General features: G+C 55.4%; 9 protein-coding genes. 4 read left to right on the top strand and 5 right to left on the bottom strand.

Annotation, left to right across the window (positions count from 1 at the left end):
- Complete coding sequence (locus tag Poly41_RS25725; RefSeq protein WP_197231630.1) at positions 1–2043, bottom strand: alpha-amylase family protein; 2043 nt, start codon at positions 2041–2043, stop codon at positions 1–3.
- Between the two features lie 336 nt (positions 2044–2379).
- On the opposite strand from Poly41_RS25725, the gene Poly41_RS25720 reads away from it, so the two are divergent.
- The 3 genes from Poly41_RS25720 to Poly41_RS25710 all read left to right on the top strand — a co-directional run bounded on the left by Poly41_RS25720 (position 2380) and on the right by Poly41_RS25710 (position 8283).
- Positions 2380–3819 (top strand): sulfatase, encoded by a 1440-nt coding sequence (locus Poly41_RS25720; RefSeq protein WP_146530246.1) that lies wholly within the window; start codon positions 2380–2382, stop codon positions 3817–3819.
- A complete protein-coding gene (locus Poly41_RS25715; protein ID WP_146530245.1) occupies positions 3816–6824 on the top strand; it encodes a DUF1553 domain-containing protein in 3009 nt (1002 codons plus the stop codon). The genes Poly41_RS25720 and Poly41_RS25715 overlap by 4 nt, the downstream gene beginning before the upstream one ends.
- Before the next feature lie 61 nt (positions 6825–6885).
- Positions 6886–8283, top strand: coding sequence for a DUF1501 domain-containing protein (locus tag Poly41_RS25710; protein ID WP_146530244.1), 1398 nt, complete (start codon positions 6886–6888; stop codon positions 8281–8283).
- A gap of 93 nt (positions 8284–8376) precedes the next feature.
- Here the strand turns inward: Poly41_RS25710 and Poly41_RS25705 are convergent, their stop codons facing one another.
- Positions 8377–12972, bottom strand: coding sequence for a protein kinase domain-containing protein (locus Poly41_RS25705; protein ID WP_146530243.1), 4596 nt, complete (start codon positions 12970–12972; stop codon positions 8377–8379).
- Positions 12973–13012: 40 nt separating this feature from the next.
- Entirely contained in the window at positions 13013–13945 is a 933-nt protein-coding gene (locus Poly41_RS25700; protein ID WP_146530242.1) for a GGDEF domain-containing protein, read from the bottom strand.
- Between the two features lie 431 nt (positions 13946–14376).
- Between Poly41_RS25700 and Poly41_RS25695 the strand changes: the two genes are divergently transcribed.
- A complete protein-coding gene (locus Poly41_RS25695) occupies positions 14377–14685 on the top strand; it encodes a hypothetical protein (RefSeq protein ID WP_146530241.1) in 309 nt (102 codons plus the stop codon).
- A 78-nt stretch (positions 14686–14763) separates the two neighbouring features.
- Here the strand turns inward: Poly41_RS25695 and Poly41_RS25690 are convergent, their stop codons facing one another.
- A complete protein-coding gene (locus Poly41_RS25690) occupies positions 14764–16173 on the bottom strand; it encodes a glycoside hydrolase family 71/99-like protein (protein ID WP_197231628.1) in 1410 nt (469 codons plus the stop codon).
- A 275-nt stretch (positions 16174–16448) separates the two neighbouring features.
- A complete protein-coding gene (locus tag Poly41_RS25685) occupies positions 16449–18254 on the bottom strand; it encodes a V-type ATP synthase subunit A (RefSeq protein ID WP_146530240.1) in 1806 nt (601 codons plus the stop codon).
- Between the last annotated feature and the right edge of the window lie 42 nt (positions 18255–18296).

Genomic DNA, 18296 nt, shown 5'->3' with positions numbered 1-18296 from the left:
TCAGTCCGCGTACTCGACTAGCACGATCTCAAACTCGTTGAGCTGCGGAAGGGTGATCGTTTCTTGTCCGTTGGGTTCTTGGTGATGCTGCAGAGCAGAGCCGTCGGTCAAACCGCGAATCTGCTTTACGCGATCGGACGTCTTCAAGTGAACCGTCACGTTAGGGATGGGCACGGGTGCGTGGATGGAGGCGGCCAGTTGCCCGGTATGGTTCAAGAGACCAACCCATTCGAATCGCCCTTCGCGATCTCGCCGGTGAGTCACTTCGACCAGCGGCGACGTCTCCACGCTGGCACGACGCGGCGTCTTCAAAAGCTGGTCGATGGAGCCGACAGCCAAGAGTGCATGCGTTTGACTACCCCATTCGGCGTACATGCGGCCAATTTCGTAAGGCAGGACGAGCGCCGCGCCTTGTCCGTGCTTTCGGTACCACATGCCTGGTATATCCGAGATGCTGTGGATGTAACATTTTTCGGGCGGGCCGTACGTCACATCGTGCACAAGCCGCAACAGCGTCTGACTGTCCGGGACAGGGGCATATTCGTGAAATTCACCGCGAAGATGCGAGAGATCGTAATCTTTGAGGGCATCCAATGCGATCAACTGTTTATCTTCCGGGCGGATCTTCAGGTACATCGAGTGACGTTCGGGCCAGGTCTTGATCAATTTGGGCGATCCCGTACAAGTTAGCGATTCTGGGACTTTGCCGCTGAGCAACAGTCGGCCGCCACGAGCGACATAGGGGTCGAGTATCCGTGCGTCGTCTTTGTGAAGCCGATCGCTTTGTGGGACAACAAGGGTCTGATAGCGGTTGAGTTCCGAATCGGTCACGGAGACCAAGTCGAAGGGGACGTGCGATTCCGACAACATTTGTACCCAACCTGCGAAGTCCTCACCCGCGTGATAAACAAGCCCCACGTCGGCGGCCGATTCCGTATCGAGAAGCCATTGATCATTCGCCGCGTGAAACCGGTAGACATCGCCGGCCGGGCCAAGCCCCGCCCGATCTTCCAAACGTTGCAGCGGGCCCATGCAGTAAAAGTCGAGCCAGGCGCCGCTCATCATCAATTGCCAAAGCCGACGCGTGTGCAAGTACGGCGCCACGCCCGAGTGCCGGAAGATCATCTGGTGGAAATGGTTCGAGGCGTTTGCGAGTTGACGCGTTGGATTCTTCATTAAGGTCGATTGGGCACGTTCCAGGTTGCCCCAATGCCCTTCGCCAATCGGCTGGCCCGATTCTTTGCGAATCACGTCGATGTGCTCTTCGGTATAGGTACAGATCGCGATGTTCGGGCGGATCGACTTCACCAACTCGCGAACTCGGCGGAATTGGGCATCGATTTGAGCTCTCTGCCATGCCTTGAGCTTCGTCAAAGCCTTGGCGTCTCCATCGTGCTTTGGCAGGTCAAGCCCGCAGAACGCCTTAAATGAGCTCTTGCAGTTTTCGCATTGACAGACACCATGATGGACCCGGCTGTAGTCCGTTTGCGGAAAGCCAATCATATTGAAAAAGACGCCGTCGAGCGGGTATTTCATCACGGCCTCGTCAAGAATTTTGAACATGTAGTCCTGTTGGTAGCCGCCCATCAAGCAAGTGTGCACCTGGCCGTTGTAGTTGACGTTCTGACCCTGCTCGTTGACATAGAGCCAATCTGAATGCTTCGCAGCGAACTGTTCATTGATCTTGCTGAAATCGAATCGGCCGATCATTTTGATGTTCGCGGCATGCAGCTTTGGCAGAACCGTTCCGACGAGGTCGGATTCCATGTAGGTGTTTCGCCAATGATACGGCAATGCGGTCGGATAATTTGCAACGATGCCGCCGACGCTAAACAACACGACGTTCGCTCCAAAATCTTGAACCTCGCGAACGTACAGATCGGTATCCATGGTCGCATCGACTTCTCGCAGATTGGTCTGAAGCATGCGATGCGGAGTCATCCACCAGTTGGGCTCGTCCGAGAAGGCGTCGCCAACGCCGACAGACAGGAAGGAGGAGAAAAAGAGGGTACTGATGATCAGCAGCAAAAGATGCCGAGGCATGGCGAACGGTCCTTTCCGGTCAATGGAACAAAGACGATGCGGCTTCAATGGCTCCCAGAGCATCTGGGTGACGGCCTGTCTCGTGCCGACTGCCTGATAGCATTCGGCGGAATGAATTGTAATGCAAAGTGATCTCCAGTTGGGATTTCAGTGGGATCGCTAGAATGCGCTTCCAGCGGGTATCACGTTGCACAACTCGTCGTCCGCACGCTGCTAGGCGTCTCCCTTGGCAAATGATTGCATCTCGGTTGTTGTTGGATTAGAACTACGGCTTGGAAAAGGCAACGCGCGCTCACGCCGGCCTAGCAACAACCACGAACGAGTATTGCATTCTCGATGAAACGGTTCCACCTCGCTGCAACGATGCTGCTCTGTCTTGTGTTCGCTTCATCCACGCACGCGAGATCACCCAATTTTATTCTGATTTTGACGGACGACCATGGTTGGAGCCAAATGTCCGAGTCCATGGATCCCGAGGTTGCCGACGCTCGAAGTCTGTACCTGGAAACTCCGAACATGGTTCGACTGATGCGCGAAGGCATGCGTTTTACATCGGGCTATTCGCCTGCGCCGCTTTGCACGCCGACTCGACGTAGTATCCTCTGTGGAACATCAACCGCTCGCAGCGGTCCGGAGTTCAAGAGTCAATGGATCCCCAAGGATCACGCGACGATCCCAAAGTCGTTGAAGGAAAGCAACGCAAATTACCGGTGTGCTCACTTCGGAAAATGGGGCGAGAATATGGTCTCGACGCCCGAAGAGTGTGGCTACGATCGGAGCGATGGGATGACGGGCAACAAGACCGGTGGAATGCCATCCTCACTTGGCGTCGTTGGATCGCACGATGATGGCCCTCCACACTTCATCGACAACGAAGACCCAAAACGAACGAGCTCGATCACGACTCGTGCGATTGAATTTATGGACGATCAAGTCAAAGCCGATTTGCCGTTCTTCGTTCAGGTCAGTTACTATGCACAGCACTTGTCGGTTGTCACGAGTGCCAAGACGCTGGAGAAGTACGGGGCGAAGGGCGTTCCCGATCGGCGCTATCCGCCAGCATGGGCAGCCATGCTCGACGAACTGGATGCCGGGGTTGGACGATTGGTCGACACGGTGACGAAACTCGGAATCGAAAAGAACACGTACATTTTCTTTACGGCCGATAATGGCGGCCGCGGGAGTATCCCGGGTGGCGATGATGAGTTGCCGCCAACCAATCTTCCACTGACGGGTGCCAAACACAGCCTTTATGAAGGTGGCATCCGCGTGCCATTCGTTGCACGTGGTCCAAACATTCCGGCTGGGTCGGTTTGTCGCGTCCCGGTGGTGGGTTATGACTTTCTGCCGACCTTTCTTGATCTGGCTGGGGGCGATGTCTCTCGTTTGTCCGACGAGATTGATGGAGTGAGTATTCGGAAATTGCTGGTCCGTTCCAACAAATCGTCACTCGCTAGACCGAGCGGTGCGATTTTCTTTCATCGCCCGGATAAACTCTTTTCGGCGATCCGCACGAACGAGCAAAAGCTGATGCTCTTTTGGAAACGCAATGGCGAAGTCGATCGGCACGAGTTGTTTGATCTCGCTTCGAACCCGACCGAAGAAGGGAACGATGTTTCCGGCGAGCAGGCTGACCGGGCCGCCGCGCTTCAAGAAAAACTGCAGGGATATCTGCGGTCGGTGGATGCCGGCAAGCCTAAGCAGGTTGTCCAAAAGAAAAGGTCAGCACCTGGCATTACCCCGACGAATCAAATCGCTCCGGATCTAAACCGATGACTTTGACAAAAGTTGCGTTTTCCATGATCAGTTGGCTGGCGATCCTCCCGCTGGCCGCGGCGAGCGAACGTCCGATCTCGTTCAACCGCGACATTCGCCCGATCCTTTCCGATCGATGCTTTGCCTGTCATGGTCCCGATGCCGAAACCGTCGAGGGCGGTTTAAGGTTGGATTTGCCCCTCGAAGCGATCGATGCGGGAGCCATCTCGCCGGGAAACGCCGACGAGAGTGAGATGTTTCGCCGGATTCTGTCGGATGACGAAGACGAGAAGATGCCTCCGACGCACGTTCACAAGCCGCTTGATGAAGGACAAATTGAGCTCATCCGGCGCTGGATTCATGAAGGTGCCAAGTATCAACCGCACTGGGCTTACACGCCGCTTCGACGGGGCGAAATTCCTAGCGTGCAGGACACCCATTGGGTTCGAAACGATCTGGACCGGTTTGTTTTGTCAAAATTGGAGCAAATCGGCGTCGAACCCTCCCCCCCTGCCGATTCGGTCACCTTGATTCGACGACTTGCGTTCGACTTAACCGGTTTGCCTCCGACAAGCACCGAAGTGAACGCGTTTGCGGGTGCCTCCTCCGAGCAAGCGTATCAGGATCTTGTCCGACGGTTTCTTGACTCGCCCCGCTTTGGCGAACGGATGGCGATCTATTGGCTCGACTTGGTTCGCTATGCGGACACGGTGGGTTACCACGGTGATCAGAACGTGTCGCAATCGCCCTATCGCGACTATGTGATCCATGCATTCAACAACGGTCTGCCCTACGATCAATTTGTGCGTGAGCAACTCGCTGGTGACTTGTTACCTAACCCGACGATCGATCAATTGGTTGCATCGGGGTACAATCGGTTGAATCAAACGACCGAAGAGGGGGGGGCGCAATCAAAAGAGTACCTGGCGATCTACTTTGCCGATCGTGTTCGCAACGTTTCGCAAGTGTTCATGGGGGCGACCCTCGGTTGTGCTCAATGTCATGACCACAAGTATGATCCATACACCTCGAAAGATTTTTATGCACTCGGTGCGTTCTTTGCGGATCTCGAGGAAAAAGGTGTGTATTCGGCCCGCGTTCGGCCACCAGAGATCCCGGTTCCCTCTGCGGCGGAGCAGAAAGCACTCGACGAAACGCAGGCCAAGATTGACAAGGCTACGGAAACGTTGCAGTCACTCAAGCGGCAGTTGCTGAAAACACAAGCCGAGTGGGAGCGGGGCGCGGTGGCGTCGCTCAGCGACACTCACGAGGCGATTGTGAACGTTTGGATCGATGACGCCCAAGATACCGGCGGTGAAAGTTCAGGCACGTGGAATTTTGTTGCCTCCGACAAAGCTCCCGTGCACAGCGGGCAGTCTTCTCGGATCCAATCGGGCGACGGGATCGTCCAGCATTACTTTGTTGATGCTGAGAAATCGGTCACGGTTGAGGCGGACATGCAATTGTGGGCCTGGGTTTATCTCGATCCAAACACTCCACCCCGCTCCGTGATGTTGCAATTTCATGATGGCCATTCATGGGATCACCGAGCGGCATGGGGGACGGACGATATCAACTACGGCCGCAGGCCGGAAGATTGGAACGGATATCGGCGTCGAGGTGGCTTGCCTGAACTTGGCAAATGGGTGCGATTGGAGGTCGATGCCGCCGAGGTCGGTTTCAAACCAGGCGATACCATCGCTGGCATGGCGTTTACGCAATTTGAAGGTGCGGCAGTTTGGGATGACGCGGGCTGGAATCACAGGCAAGGCATGCCAACTCGAATTGCCGAAATCCTCTCGTCCGACCCATCCGATCGAGACCCAGCTCAGAGCAAGCAACTGAGCGACTACTATTTGTCGGTTTCGCCATCCTTGGTCGAGTTGAATGCTGTGCTTGATCGGTTGCAAACGGAGCAGCGGGCGATCTTGGAAAGTGCTACGACGACCGTGGTCAGCCGCGCGGTTAGCCCCCGGCCGGTACGCCTTTTGCGCCGCGGTGATTGGATGGATGATACGGGTGAGATTGTCGAACCGGCAATTCCTGAATTTTTGGGCTCGCTTGACGTAGCGGGACGACCGGCGACTCGGTTGGACCTCGCCAACTGGCTTTGTCAAAGCGATAACGTGTTGTCCTCGCGAACCATGGTCAATCGGTTGTGGTATTTGATGTTCGGACGAGGGCTCTGTGAGAGCATCGATGACTTTGGTGGTCAAGGTTCGTTCCCGAGTCATCCCGAGCTGCTCGACTATCTCGCCGTCGAGTTCGTCGAGTCAAACTGGAACATCAAGCATATCATGGAGTTGATCGCAAACAGTTCCGTCTATCGTCAATCGTCCAAGCCAAGTCCGAATCTGCGAAGCACCGATCCCTACAACGAATGGTTTGCTCGTCAGGGTCGATTTCGCATCAGTGCCGAGATGGTTCGTGACAATGCACTGTTGTTAAGCGGCCTGTTGGTGGAGCAGATCGGCGGACCGAGCACCCGACCGTATCAGCCCAGTGGGTATTACGACCAATTGAACTTTCCCCGTCGTCAGTACGTGGCAGACAAGGGCCCCGACCAATATCGGCGCGGCGTCTACACGCATTGGCAGCGAACATTTTTGCATCCGATGCTGAAGGCCTTTGATGCACCAAGCCGTGAAGAATGCACGGCCATGCGTTCGCGATCCAACACTCCGCTGCAGGCGTTAACGTTGCTCAACGATCCAACCTTCGTCGAAGCAGCTCGCGCCCTCGCCGCGCGGATCATGCGTGAAGGTGGATCGTCGGTCGACGAGAAGATCGGCTGGTCACATCTGGAGGTGCTTTCTCGAAAAGTTGATTCCTTTGTCGCAGACGAACTGCGGCAGATCTACCTCGACCATCGTGTGCACTATGAAGAACACGCGCAGCAAGCGAAGGATCTGGTTTCGATTGGCGATTCGCCCGTTGCCGAGGATCTCGATACCACCGAACTGGCTGCCTGGACCGGTGTGGCACGTGTGCTGCTGAACCTACAAGAAACCATCATGCGTTATTGATCACAGCGTTGGATGGCAAACGGCCTTTGTTTACCGCGCAATACTCCATTTGCAGACCCTCATGAAAAACGACTTCCTTTGCAGCGGTCCTCACTTAGCTCGGCGTACCTTTCTCAAACGCGCCGGAGTAGGGTCGGTGGCACTCGCTGCGCTTATGCAGGACGAGACCGCATCGGCTTCGGTCCTTCCGCATCACGCGCCTCGTATCAAGCGAGTGATCCACCTCTGTATGGCAGGTGGTCCAAGTCAGTTTGAGACTTTTGACTACAAGCCTGAACTCGCCCGACTCGATGGAAAGCCGATGCCGGAGTCGCTGACCAAAGGCCAGCCGATCGCCCAGCTGCAGAATGCGGCTCTCAATGTCATGGGACCCCAGCACCCGTTTGTCCGACACGGAAAGTGCGGGATGGAAATGTCAACCGTGTTCCAACACATTGGTGACTTGGCCGATGACATGTGCGTCATTAAGTCCATGCATACCGAGCAAATCAATCACGACCCTGCACATACCTTTTTCAACACCGGAACCGTGATCAGCGGTCGTCCTTCGATGGGATCGTGGGTGATGTATGGACTTGGTGCCGAAACCAAGGACTTGCCGGGCTTTGTTGTTTTGACGAGTGAAGGAGGCGGCCAAAGCCAACCGATCAGCTCTCGGCAATGGCACTCCGGTTTTTTGCCAAGCCGTTTCCAAGGTGTGCAAATGCACTCGACCGGCAATCCTGTTCATTACGTCGGCAATCCGGCTGGAGTCGGTAAGAAACAGCAGCGAGAGATTGTGGATGCGGTTTCTCAAATTAACTTGCATCGTAACGAGGCACTCGAAGATCCTGAGATCGCAACGCGAATCGGTGCTTATGAAATGGCGTTCCGAATGCAGACTTCAGTTCCCGAATTGACCGATCTTTCGTCGGAACCACCAAAGATCGTCGACATGTACGGATGCACTCCGGGCGATGGATCCTTCAATAGCAATTGTTTATTGGCTCGACGGTTGGCGGAGCGCGGTGTCCGGTTCATCCAGCTCTACCATCGTGGTTGGGATCACCACGGCGGCGTCAAGCGCGGAGTCGCGAAGACGGCGTCCTTAGTGGACCAAGGGACGGCGGCGCTCGTAAAAGATCTCAAACAACGCGGCATGCTCGAGGAAACACTGATCGTTTGGGGTGGCGAATTTGGACGCACGCCGATGGCTCAAGGCGACGGACGTGACCATCACATTAAGGGTTTCTGCATATGGCTCGCTGGAGGAGGTGTCCGCGCCGGAATGACTTACGGGTCCACCGACGAGCTCGGATACAACGCGGTCGAGAATCCGGTTCACATTCGCGACTTCCACGCGACGATGCTGCACCTGTTGGGTATTGACCATGACCGCTTTACCTACAAGTTCCAAGGACTCGATTTCAAGCTAACGGGGGTAAAACCCGCGAAGGTGATTAAAGACATCTTGGCGTAACGAGAGAGAGGTACCGAAATAGCAACGGGCGAGGCAAACAACCGCTGATTGAACCGAGCTCACTTCGGAACAATGAAATCAGTTGCAAGCGTATTAGAGGGCGAGGTGTTTGGCGAGAGTGCGTGCCGGGCGAAATCCATAACTGTATTTGGACTCGTACGGAAAATGCACCAGCCGATCCGTGGACTCCACACGATTCGCCGGGTTGTCGAAGGCTCCCCCCCACAACAATCTCGCCTCCCTATCCGAGACCAGATGATCCGTGGATCGATCGGCCTCTCGCTCAAGATCCTGAGTCCATTCCCAGACATTGCCATTGGTGTCAAAGGCTCCCCACACATTTGGCCACTTACTGCCAACCGGCCAGGTGGAGTTCTGAGAATTCCGCTCGTACCAAGCAAAGTGATCGAGCAGGCGAATGGAGTCACCAAAAGCGTAGGTAGAAACCGTGCCGGCTCGACAAAGACACTCCAATTCCGCAGTCGTAGGCAGACGATAGCCATCGCGTTGCATGAAATCCTCGGGAATCCGAATGCCAACGGCATCGTTCGATGCGGTATTGGGTTCGTAACAACGAGCAAGCCCCTCTTGGTCACTGAGCCAGTTACAGAACGCAACGGCGTCGTACCAAGTAACATCATTGACAGGACATTCGATGTCGGCAGCAAACTTGACGTCATGCTTGTGTTGCTTACGAAACACGCGAAAATCCGCTACGGTGACTTCGCGATCTGCAATGGCAAATGGGTAATCAATCTTCGTTGAATGGAGCGCTGTGCCGACCGACGTATCTCCCGCAGCCGATCTGGATGGCGGTAAGATCCGGATGAAGGTTTGCCCGATGGAATTGATGCTCCAGTCGTTCTGCTGCTTGGGTCCCCATTCAGATTGACGCTGCAGTTTGCCATCCAGTTGCGCGAGTCTGGATTCCATCTTCCACTTGCGAAACGTCCAGTTGACTGCGGAATGAACCCCAGCATCGGGGTCGTCCATGTACAAAGCTTCGAGTTGCTTGGCAATGCCTTGGCGTTCATCGGAAAGCAACTCCTCCGTGAGCCCTCCTAGCAATAACACAATCGCTTGTCGAACCGAAGCGTCCTCCTGTTTGGCCAACTGATTGACAAGTTGTGAGTGATTCACAGCGAAGTGGTTGAGGCGGTCAAGCAATTGATTCCGCATGGACGGCTCGGGACCATGTCGGAGTAACGCCCAGACGTCATCCGCGTCGCCAAAATGGATTAAGACGACAGCGGCGTTCATGCGTTGATTCAACGGAACGGCTTCAGCCAGCTCCTTGAGCGTCGCTCGCATCTGGCGTTGAACGCCATACGAATGGGGACGCAACGCCCCAATCAGGCTCTGGAATGCGTTCACATCATTCGTTTCTAAGATCCACTCCACGAGTTGATCCGGAAAACCTTCCGCAATCTGTTGTTCAACGCTGAGAATACGGCAAATCGCTATCGTGGCCCGCATCCTTTGAACATGGGGTAACGCCGCGTCATGGAGCAAACTTCGCAGCGGCTCCACAAGCATCGGAGTCACCGTCCCCATTTTGTCAACGTACGCTTCAGGGCGAGTTACCTTCGTCAGCTGCATTGCGACGCTTGGGGCAAGCTGCTTCCATCTGGCGTCGTCGGGCGAAAACGATGCCAGCAAGAGTGCCGTTGACAACAACTCCGCTTCATCGAGCTGCGAGTCGTTGAACTGACGCCAAAGAGCCCGACAGGTCGCATCCTTATGCGGCAGCAGGGCCTGACGCGCCACGTCAAGCGACACATCGTCAAGCCCCGGCAATGCTCCGACGACGTAATCGACGACTGCTGGGTCCGTCGCAAGGAGTGCAAGTGCAAGGTGAAGCTTCTGCTTGGAACTGCTCGGTGCCTGTTGGAAGCCTTCCCAAATGATGGGATCAGCCCAGGGTTGGCAGTTTTCTAGCTCTGCAACAACAGCCGGAACCGACGCCGTATCGATGTCGCGCAACTGTTGCAGCAAGGTCACCGTGCGACTGATGGCCGCTTGTTTTTGAAGCATGCCCTCAACCCGGAGCTGGCGTTTGTGAACGGAATCAAGCAGCTGCCACGTTGCGAATGCGAGGATGACGAAGAAGGCGATGAGTCCGGCCTTTCGGATGAGATGGTGCCGTTGGGCGTTCTTGATGAGCTTCCGCTCTTGGGGACTCCACTGGCTCGATTGGGTGAAAAGACGAATCGATAGATATTCCCACCAAGTTGGTAGCTGGCGGGTTTCCGGTCTGGCATTCCACAGAGCGGAACGTTCGGCGAGTCGAATTTCAGCTCGACCTCGTCGTGTTTCCTTCTGCTTGCCCGTCAACCATGCCCTCAGCGAATGGACCAGATAGTCGTGGGTCAATTGATAGAACGTTTGCTCGACAACGGGACGATTCCCCTCCGCATGCTTTTGTGAACTGTCCAACGCGGTATCCATGGGAGAGATAAGACGCAGTTCGGAATCGAGAATTCTTATCAGCTCCTCAAACTCTTTCGGGCGACCCACATAGCCTGAGGCCTGAAGCAATGCATCGCGAGACTTGACCGGTCCTTTGATGTCGGTTCCACGTTTCGGCAGCAGAGCTCTCAGGATCGCGCGGGCACCGTGCTCGTGGTAGCGGTGTCTCGGAGGTGCTGTGGAAACGCAAAACGTCTCTTCGAGAAACGTCTCTCCAACACCTTGTGTGCCACCGGCGTGCCGCAGACCGTCGGTCGTCCACGGTTTGCTCTTCATCATGTCTGCCAACAACGCCAATCGTATACAAACCACTCTTCCGTCGTTGGAGAGTGCAGCCACTGACCGCTTCAGAAATTCCCTCTGCTCCTCAGACATCTGCTCGGTCAGTTCGGGGACTTTCCCGTAGGCAGCCCCAAATGCAGCCAGCACTTTCTGGGCGTGATCCTCATCGAACAAGTCAACCAGAGCGCTGTTTTGCCCCTCTTCAAGACGTACCTCGAGTGCCCGCATGAAGCGACTCACCGTCAACCAGAACTCGTCTCGCACCATCACCATGCACTGCACGCGTCCACCATCGCATTGCCGAAGCGCTGCCACCAAGTCGGTGTTCTCGATGTCCTTCTGGACGTGCAACCATTGCTCAAACTGGTCAATCACGATCAGCAGTTTCTTGCTTTGCGGAATTCCACGAGCTCCCCGGACGGTGGCCAAGATCTGTTGCAGCCCAAGGTTGGATTCCAGATTCGGTGTCTGTTTGCGGATCCGATGCAACAGCTGAGACTCTGTATCCGTGGCGGTTGCCTCGACATAAACCGCGCAAACATCCTCGGACAGCAGCGGCAGCAAACCGGCCTTGACCAGCGAAGATTTCCCACAACCCGACGGCCCATAAATCACACCGACGGAAAACGTACGATCGGAATCGAACTGTTCAATACGATGCTTCCAGAACCGCACGGCGTCCGGCAATCCATCACGGTCCCGAGGCCCCGGCAACAAATCCAGATAGAAATCGGCATCGTGCGCATCGAACGATCGCAGGCCTTTGGGAAGGATCCGAATTGCGGGTGTCCTTTTCCTTGATACCATCGAATCGCTTGCGTCCCCGAGTGTGTGGGCCGCCGCAGACGTGGGGCTCGACGTCGCAGAAACCTCGCCGGCAATCGTAGCAGACTCGTTGCCCGCTTGGGCGGTGTCGCTTGGTGCAGCCGATGATTCGCTCAGGAAACGCCGCAAATCATCGGCAAACTCGATTGCCGATGAATAGCGCTCGCTGGCACGCATTGCCATAGCCCTTTGGCAAATGCGTTCGATCTCTTTGGGCAAGCTGGGGACAAACTGGCTTATCGGCCGTGCATCCTCGCGACTAATGCGTGCAAGAATTTCCTTGGTCGCCCCTCCGGCAAACGGATGGATTCCAGCGAGCAACTCATAGAAGACGACACCGAGGCTGAAGATATCCGAACGCGAATCCACCCGATGTCCTTCACCGCGGGCTTGCTCGGGGCTCATGTAGAGTGCCGTACCTACATAACTCTTCCCATGGCCAAATTCTTCCTCGCGCAACGCCAGTCCAAAATCAACCAACCAGGGCTTGCTTTCGACATCGATAAGAATGTTTCCCGGTTTGACGTCCCGATGGACAACCCCTTGCTGGTGTGCGTAGTGCATCGCATCCGCCACCGTCGCGACCAGATCAACCGAACGAGTGAAGGACAGGCGAGCTCGCCTCAGTTTTGCCGCCAAGTCGGTCCCGTCAATGAACTTCGCGACAATAAAACAGGGGCACGCTTCCGTAGTGCCAATATCGTAGACTGGCACGATGTGGGGATGGTCCAAATTGGCAACCGTGCGTGCCTCGTTCAAGTACGCAGAAGCGGCTGCCGGCTGTGAAACCAACCTCTGGTGAGGAACCTTGATGGCAACCTGACGCTCCAATTTCTCATCGATTGCCAGATAAACCACTCCGTATCCACCCTTGCCGAGGATCTTAACGATTCGGTAGCGCCCAATCCGCTCAGGCTGGGGAAACGGCTCGTATTCCATCGATCCAACCCGCAGCGACCCACCCTGCATCGATCCGGTTTCGACTGGCCCGGTTTCCAGCGAACCGGAAGTCGAATTCTCGAAGGTGTCATTGAGGTCTTGTGGCGGTTCGTAGGAATCACTCTCACCCATAGCGTCCTTCTGAAAGTGGCATCGCAGGAAGTCAGCCCCCATTCTAGTCGAATTTCCGAAAGGGGGGGCAGTGCGACACGGACTACCCCGTCACGCAGTTTTTCCCTTTGGCTTTGGCTCGATAGAGTGCAGCGTCGGCGCTCGTGATCAGCGATAGTGAGTCGGCAGGCGTGTTTGGATAGCACGACACTCCGATGCTGATGGTAGGACGCAACGCAATGCCATTCTTCTCAAATCCTGCGGATTCAACCGCTTTGCGAATCTGCTCACCGATCGAACAGGCGGCGTCCAGTTGGTGGCCAGGCAAGAATGCACTGAACTCGTCGCCACCGAAGCGGCAAGCTTGTCCCGTCGATCCAAGCACCTTTGCGATCAGTCGCCCGGTTTCGCCGATGACATGTGCGCCGTATAGGTGTCCGTGGGTATCGTTGATCTGTTTGACGCCGTCCATGTCCATCATCAAGACCGCGAGCGGAGTGTCGCGTCTTACCATGTTTTGAAGCGTGAATTCCAATGCTTCGTCAAATCGACGTTTCGAGGGTAAGCCCGTAAGTGGATCGGTGCCGACGAGTGTTGCGACTTCACTATGAAAGTCGATATCGAATTCGTCGGCAAGCGAGAAGCGAATTACCGTCTCACCGATCAAGATTTTGTCGCCATCGCGCAGCACCGTCCGACCAAGGATCGCCGTTCCGTCGACTCGCGTACCATTCGTCGAATTCATGTCTTCAAGAATGTACTCGCCATCCCGCTCGGGCGTGATCGTGGCGTGATGCCCCGACACTTTGAGGTCGTGAAGCGGAAAGGTGCAAGTCGTGTTGCGCCCGATCACCGTCCTGCCAACCAGAAATGCATGGACGCCAATGTCCGCACGGCTGCGAATCACGCTCAGGAATGCTCGCTTGGTGGACTGGATTTCATGCGGTGTCGAAGGGGCGTCCTCGCGAAGAGTGCCCGTTTCCAAAGCATGCTGGCCCATGCAATACGATGACGGTCCTGTGTCGTGGAGATTCATGTCAGATCGAATGCTTGCAAGAGTAGCGTGGGATCCAGTGTGTACACTCAGTACCTATATCAAGAATCTCACCACGAAGTCACGAGCGAATTAGCCAAACCGAGCGAGACGGATGCAGATTCTTATCGATGGCGCAACACCGCAGAGTCCTCTCTTTAGCCTTCACTTTCTGCCGACTCACTTACTTCGAGCCCCTCTTTGAGAGATGGACGTCTCATCACCACGCGATTCATCATTGGCCCGATCACCCTATTTCAGGTCAGGATCCTCTCTCGGCCAGTCTGCTTCATGAACCGTCGAACGTCTCGACAGCTTCAACCCTGAAGTCAGAGCCGGGAAAGGCGATAGGAAGCGGCCGTACTCCGGGGGGCGGTTGCCGACCCGCCTAACCTATCTCACAATGGAACGACTCAAACCCTGGAGACACCACCATGATCAAGAAGATTCTGCTCACTGCCGTCGCTGTCGCGACTTCTCTTGCTTTTTGCGCTGATTCCGCCGATGCGTTCGGTGGACGCGGCTATGCACGGCGGCAAGTTCGCCGATCCTATTACGCTCCGGCACCGGTCGTGGTCCAAAGAGTTTACGTCGCGCCGGTTGCGACTTATTACCGCGCCCCGGTTTACTATCAGCCGCCAGTATCCGTTAGCGTCGGCCGTTACGGCAGCTACTACGGATCCGGGTATTACGCACCGACTTATCCATCGTACGGTGGCGTCTCCGTCCGAGTCGGCTGGTAAGTGTCTTCGGTCCACGACCCGAGCTTTGCACGCGAACCTTTGTTTCTGTCGCTCCGAGTGAAGGGGGCGACGATTTGGTTAATGTTCGGTTTCTTGATAGAGGTTTTTGTCAAGCTCGCGTTCACCGCGCAGCACTTCAGCGGCCTTTCCGGTTAGCCACAGGTAATGGTCCGAGGGCACGCCTTCGTTGGTCAGGAAGCGAGAAGGGGGTTGGTTCTGAGGAGGATGGTCGGTGCACTTGAAGATCGCGGTCGCTTCGTCCACTTCATCGAACATCGCCACGTAAATCATCGGTGCTCCCGACTGGATCGCCGTAGATAAGAGGCCCCAGTAGAACGCCCCTTTTTGACGTGGGTTCTGGTCCAGCGGATGGCGGCCATCAAACTCGTGTCGGCTCAGGTTGAACCAGCTGAATCCGGGATACGCACATGGCACATAATCCACACCACGTTGCTTGCACCAAGAGAGATCTGCTTGGATGTGATTCCCGTATCGTTCCAATTCGTTGTGTAGGAGTGATGTGAAGCGTTGAACCATCCATGGCATGATGACGTCAGCTTGTTCGATGACTTCATGAAGGTAGGGATCACCGACGCAGTCGGTTTCGAGATCTCGAAAATAGGTTGGGACCCCAAGCATGACGCTGCAGCCGCCATATTCGGGATCTTTCTTTAGAAAGTCCAACAGCTTTTCAATGCCGATTTCCCGCAGGTCGTAGGGGCGGTCGGGAAAGCCAATGCCCCAAATCGCCACCAACGGTTTGCCGCGATGGTACAAGTAGGTTTGATCCTCGCCTTGGCTTGTCAACTTCATCTCGTCAACCAATTCCTTCCAGTCATCGATCACCGAGGAGCAATCTTCGCCTGGCTTCAGACCGGATAAATCGTACATGACCGAAATGGCTCGTCCGTGTTTCTGTGACGACCTCAAAGCGTTTCCGAGAATGATGCGTCCTTCGCGTCGACTTCGCGGGCTCCGCGTGACGCCAAAGAAACGCTGCATGAAGACACCATCAATTCCATACTGTTTCATCCAGCGAAAGTGGACATCCACCGTGCTTGCATCACGGGAACTAAACACGCGTGCGGGCGTCCCATCCTCCAGCTTAAAGTCGGTCGCATAGGTCGTCTCGTATTCCGAAACATCCGGCCAGATGTCAATCGTGCAGTGATCGGGATCAAAGCGTCCTCGCGAACCATAGTGCCCCCAGCCCCCGTCCGATCCATCACCAGCGGCTCGGAACCAGCCTTGATAACCGCACAGGATGCGACCTTCGTAGGACGCAAATCGCGAAGTAGGGCTATGTTTGCTTCCACCCGTGCCGACGCCTGATTGTGCAACGGCGTTTGTTGCAACGGCAAGGATGAAAAGCAGCACAACTGGAAGCTCTTTACCCGCTTTGAAGTTGGAAATGGAGGGTTCCCGACGCGTCAGCGACGGCCGGAATTCGGGGATGAAAGCAGAGACTGGATTGGTTAGGATTTTCACGAGCAGCGGTGGTTCCGAAAGTGGGGAGCAGAGGAAAAAAAGGCAAGTGGCCTCCGACATCCGGTGCCCCCGCGGGGCGAAGGGATGGGGGCGGGATGCATTGAAATAGCGGTGCAGCGGCCCAGGTTACGCATTTTCTGGTTGTTTTTTTTCAAGCTGGCCTCTTCGGAGCTTGTTTGCTTGCGCCCCCCTTACAGCACTTGCCGAGAACCAGGAAACAGGCGGCAGGGTGATTGAACATCCGAACTCGCACGAAGAAACCGCAATTGCGAAGCTCACGTTGCAGTCGAGACGTCCGTGGCCAAATCGGTGATTTGAGCGTGAAAGCGTGCGTAGTCATCGGACTCAATTGGAGCTGTGTTGAGGTTCTTCAGTAGTCCGGTCAACTTGGTGAAAAACGTTCTCGCGTGCTCCTTGTCGTCAAACGTGTATTCAGTGTCGATTAGTTGCTTACACAACAAGAACATCTCTCGCTGGCGCTCGAGAGACACCGAAACGTCGACGGGATCGTAGGCGTCTTGTTGTAAATAGACCATGTCAAGAAACATCGATTTCTGATGCGTCACGTAGTCCTCAATCGAGATCCCTTCTTCGCCGGTCACTTGCATCATTTGCTCAATGCTTTCGCCATTTCGTAGCAGCTTCTGCATTGCCGCAACACTGGCGGACCAATGCGGATCGACTTGGGTGTTGAAAAATGTTTCTAATTGTTCTCGATAACGGGACCAAGAGATCAACGGATCGATGGCGGGATAGAAACGTTTGTATGCGCGGTCATACGATAACCCCAAGAAGCATTTGACCGTACCCAGCGTTGACTGAGTGACGGGTTCTTCAAAGTTACCGCCGGCTGGCGATACCGATCCGATCAGTGTCAGACTGCCTGTTTCGCCATCTGCCAATCGCAACACGCCGGCGCGTTCATAAAGCTCCTTGATCGCGCTGTCCAAGTAGGCCGGAAACGCTTCTTCGCCGGGGATCTCCTCCAGCCGACCGCTGGTTTCCCGCATCGCCTGGGCCCAACGGGAGGTCGAATCCGCAAGCAGCAGCACGTCCAAGCCCATTTGGCGATAGTATTCCCCTAACGTGATGCCGGTATAGATGGACGCTTCGCGTGCCGCGACGGGCATCGAGGATGTGTTACAGATGATGATCGTACGGTCCATCAATTTTCCGCCCGTACGGGGATCGGGCATTTCAGCAAAGTCATGAATCGTCTCCACGACTTCGCCAGCCCGTTCACCACAAGCGACGACGATCACGACGTCGACGCTACAGTAACGGGCAATCAGTCCTTGCAGGACGGTCTTGCCAGCCCCGAACGGTCCAGGGATGCAAGCGGTTCCTCCTCGGGCGATCGGAAAGAAGGTGTCGATAATCCGTGTGGTGGTGATCAGCGGCTGGGATGGAAATTCGCGGTCAATCAATCGTTGCTGTTGCATCATCGCCGAGATCGGACGGCGAACGGGCCACGTTTGTACCATCGGAATCTGCTGCGTGCGGCCTTTCGGATCCGTCAGCGTTGCCACCGACGCTTCGGTTCTCAGCCGCCCTTCGGCGATGGAGCTGACTTTCATTGCGGCTGTCGTGTCGAACGGCACCATGATCTTATGAACAATGTTCTTTTCGGGTATGGTCCCCAGTGTTTGGCCCGCAACCAGCAAATCTCCAACGCGGCACGCAGGCGTGAAATCCCAAGTGGTGGAGGCATGGAGCGCAGGCAAGTCGCGGCCTCGTTTGAGAAAGAAACCATCGAGCTGGGCTAACTCAGCGAGCGGGTTTTGCAGGCCGTCATAGACGGTGCCTAACAATCCAGGGCCGAGTGAAACCGACAGCATTTCGCCGGATAGCTCGACCTTGTCGCCAAAGCGTACTCCGCTGGTTTCCTCGAAGACTTGCAAGTCGGCCTCGTTCGCCCGGATGCGCAACACCTCTGCCTTCAACCGTTCCTCACCGACGCGAACATAGGCAACCTCGTTTTTCATGATCCGGCAATCGCCCAATTCAATGCGCACGATGTTTCCATTGACACCCAACACACTGGCGGTGGTTTCGGGTGTGCATTTTTCAGTGGTGGTCATCTCGAAACCTCAATACGCTCAAAAAGGCGTTCAATCAATTCA

The sequence above is a fragment of the Novipirellula artificiosorum genome, assembly GCF_007860135.1.
In the GTDB taxonomy this organism is placed as follows: domain Bacteria; phylum Planctomycetota; class Planctomycetia; order Pirellulales; family Pirellulaceae; genus Novipirellula_A; species Novipirellula_A artificiosorum.
Note: the sequence above shows the minus strand (reverse complement) of the source record. Positions and strands in the feature narration are given on the sequence as shown.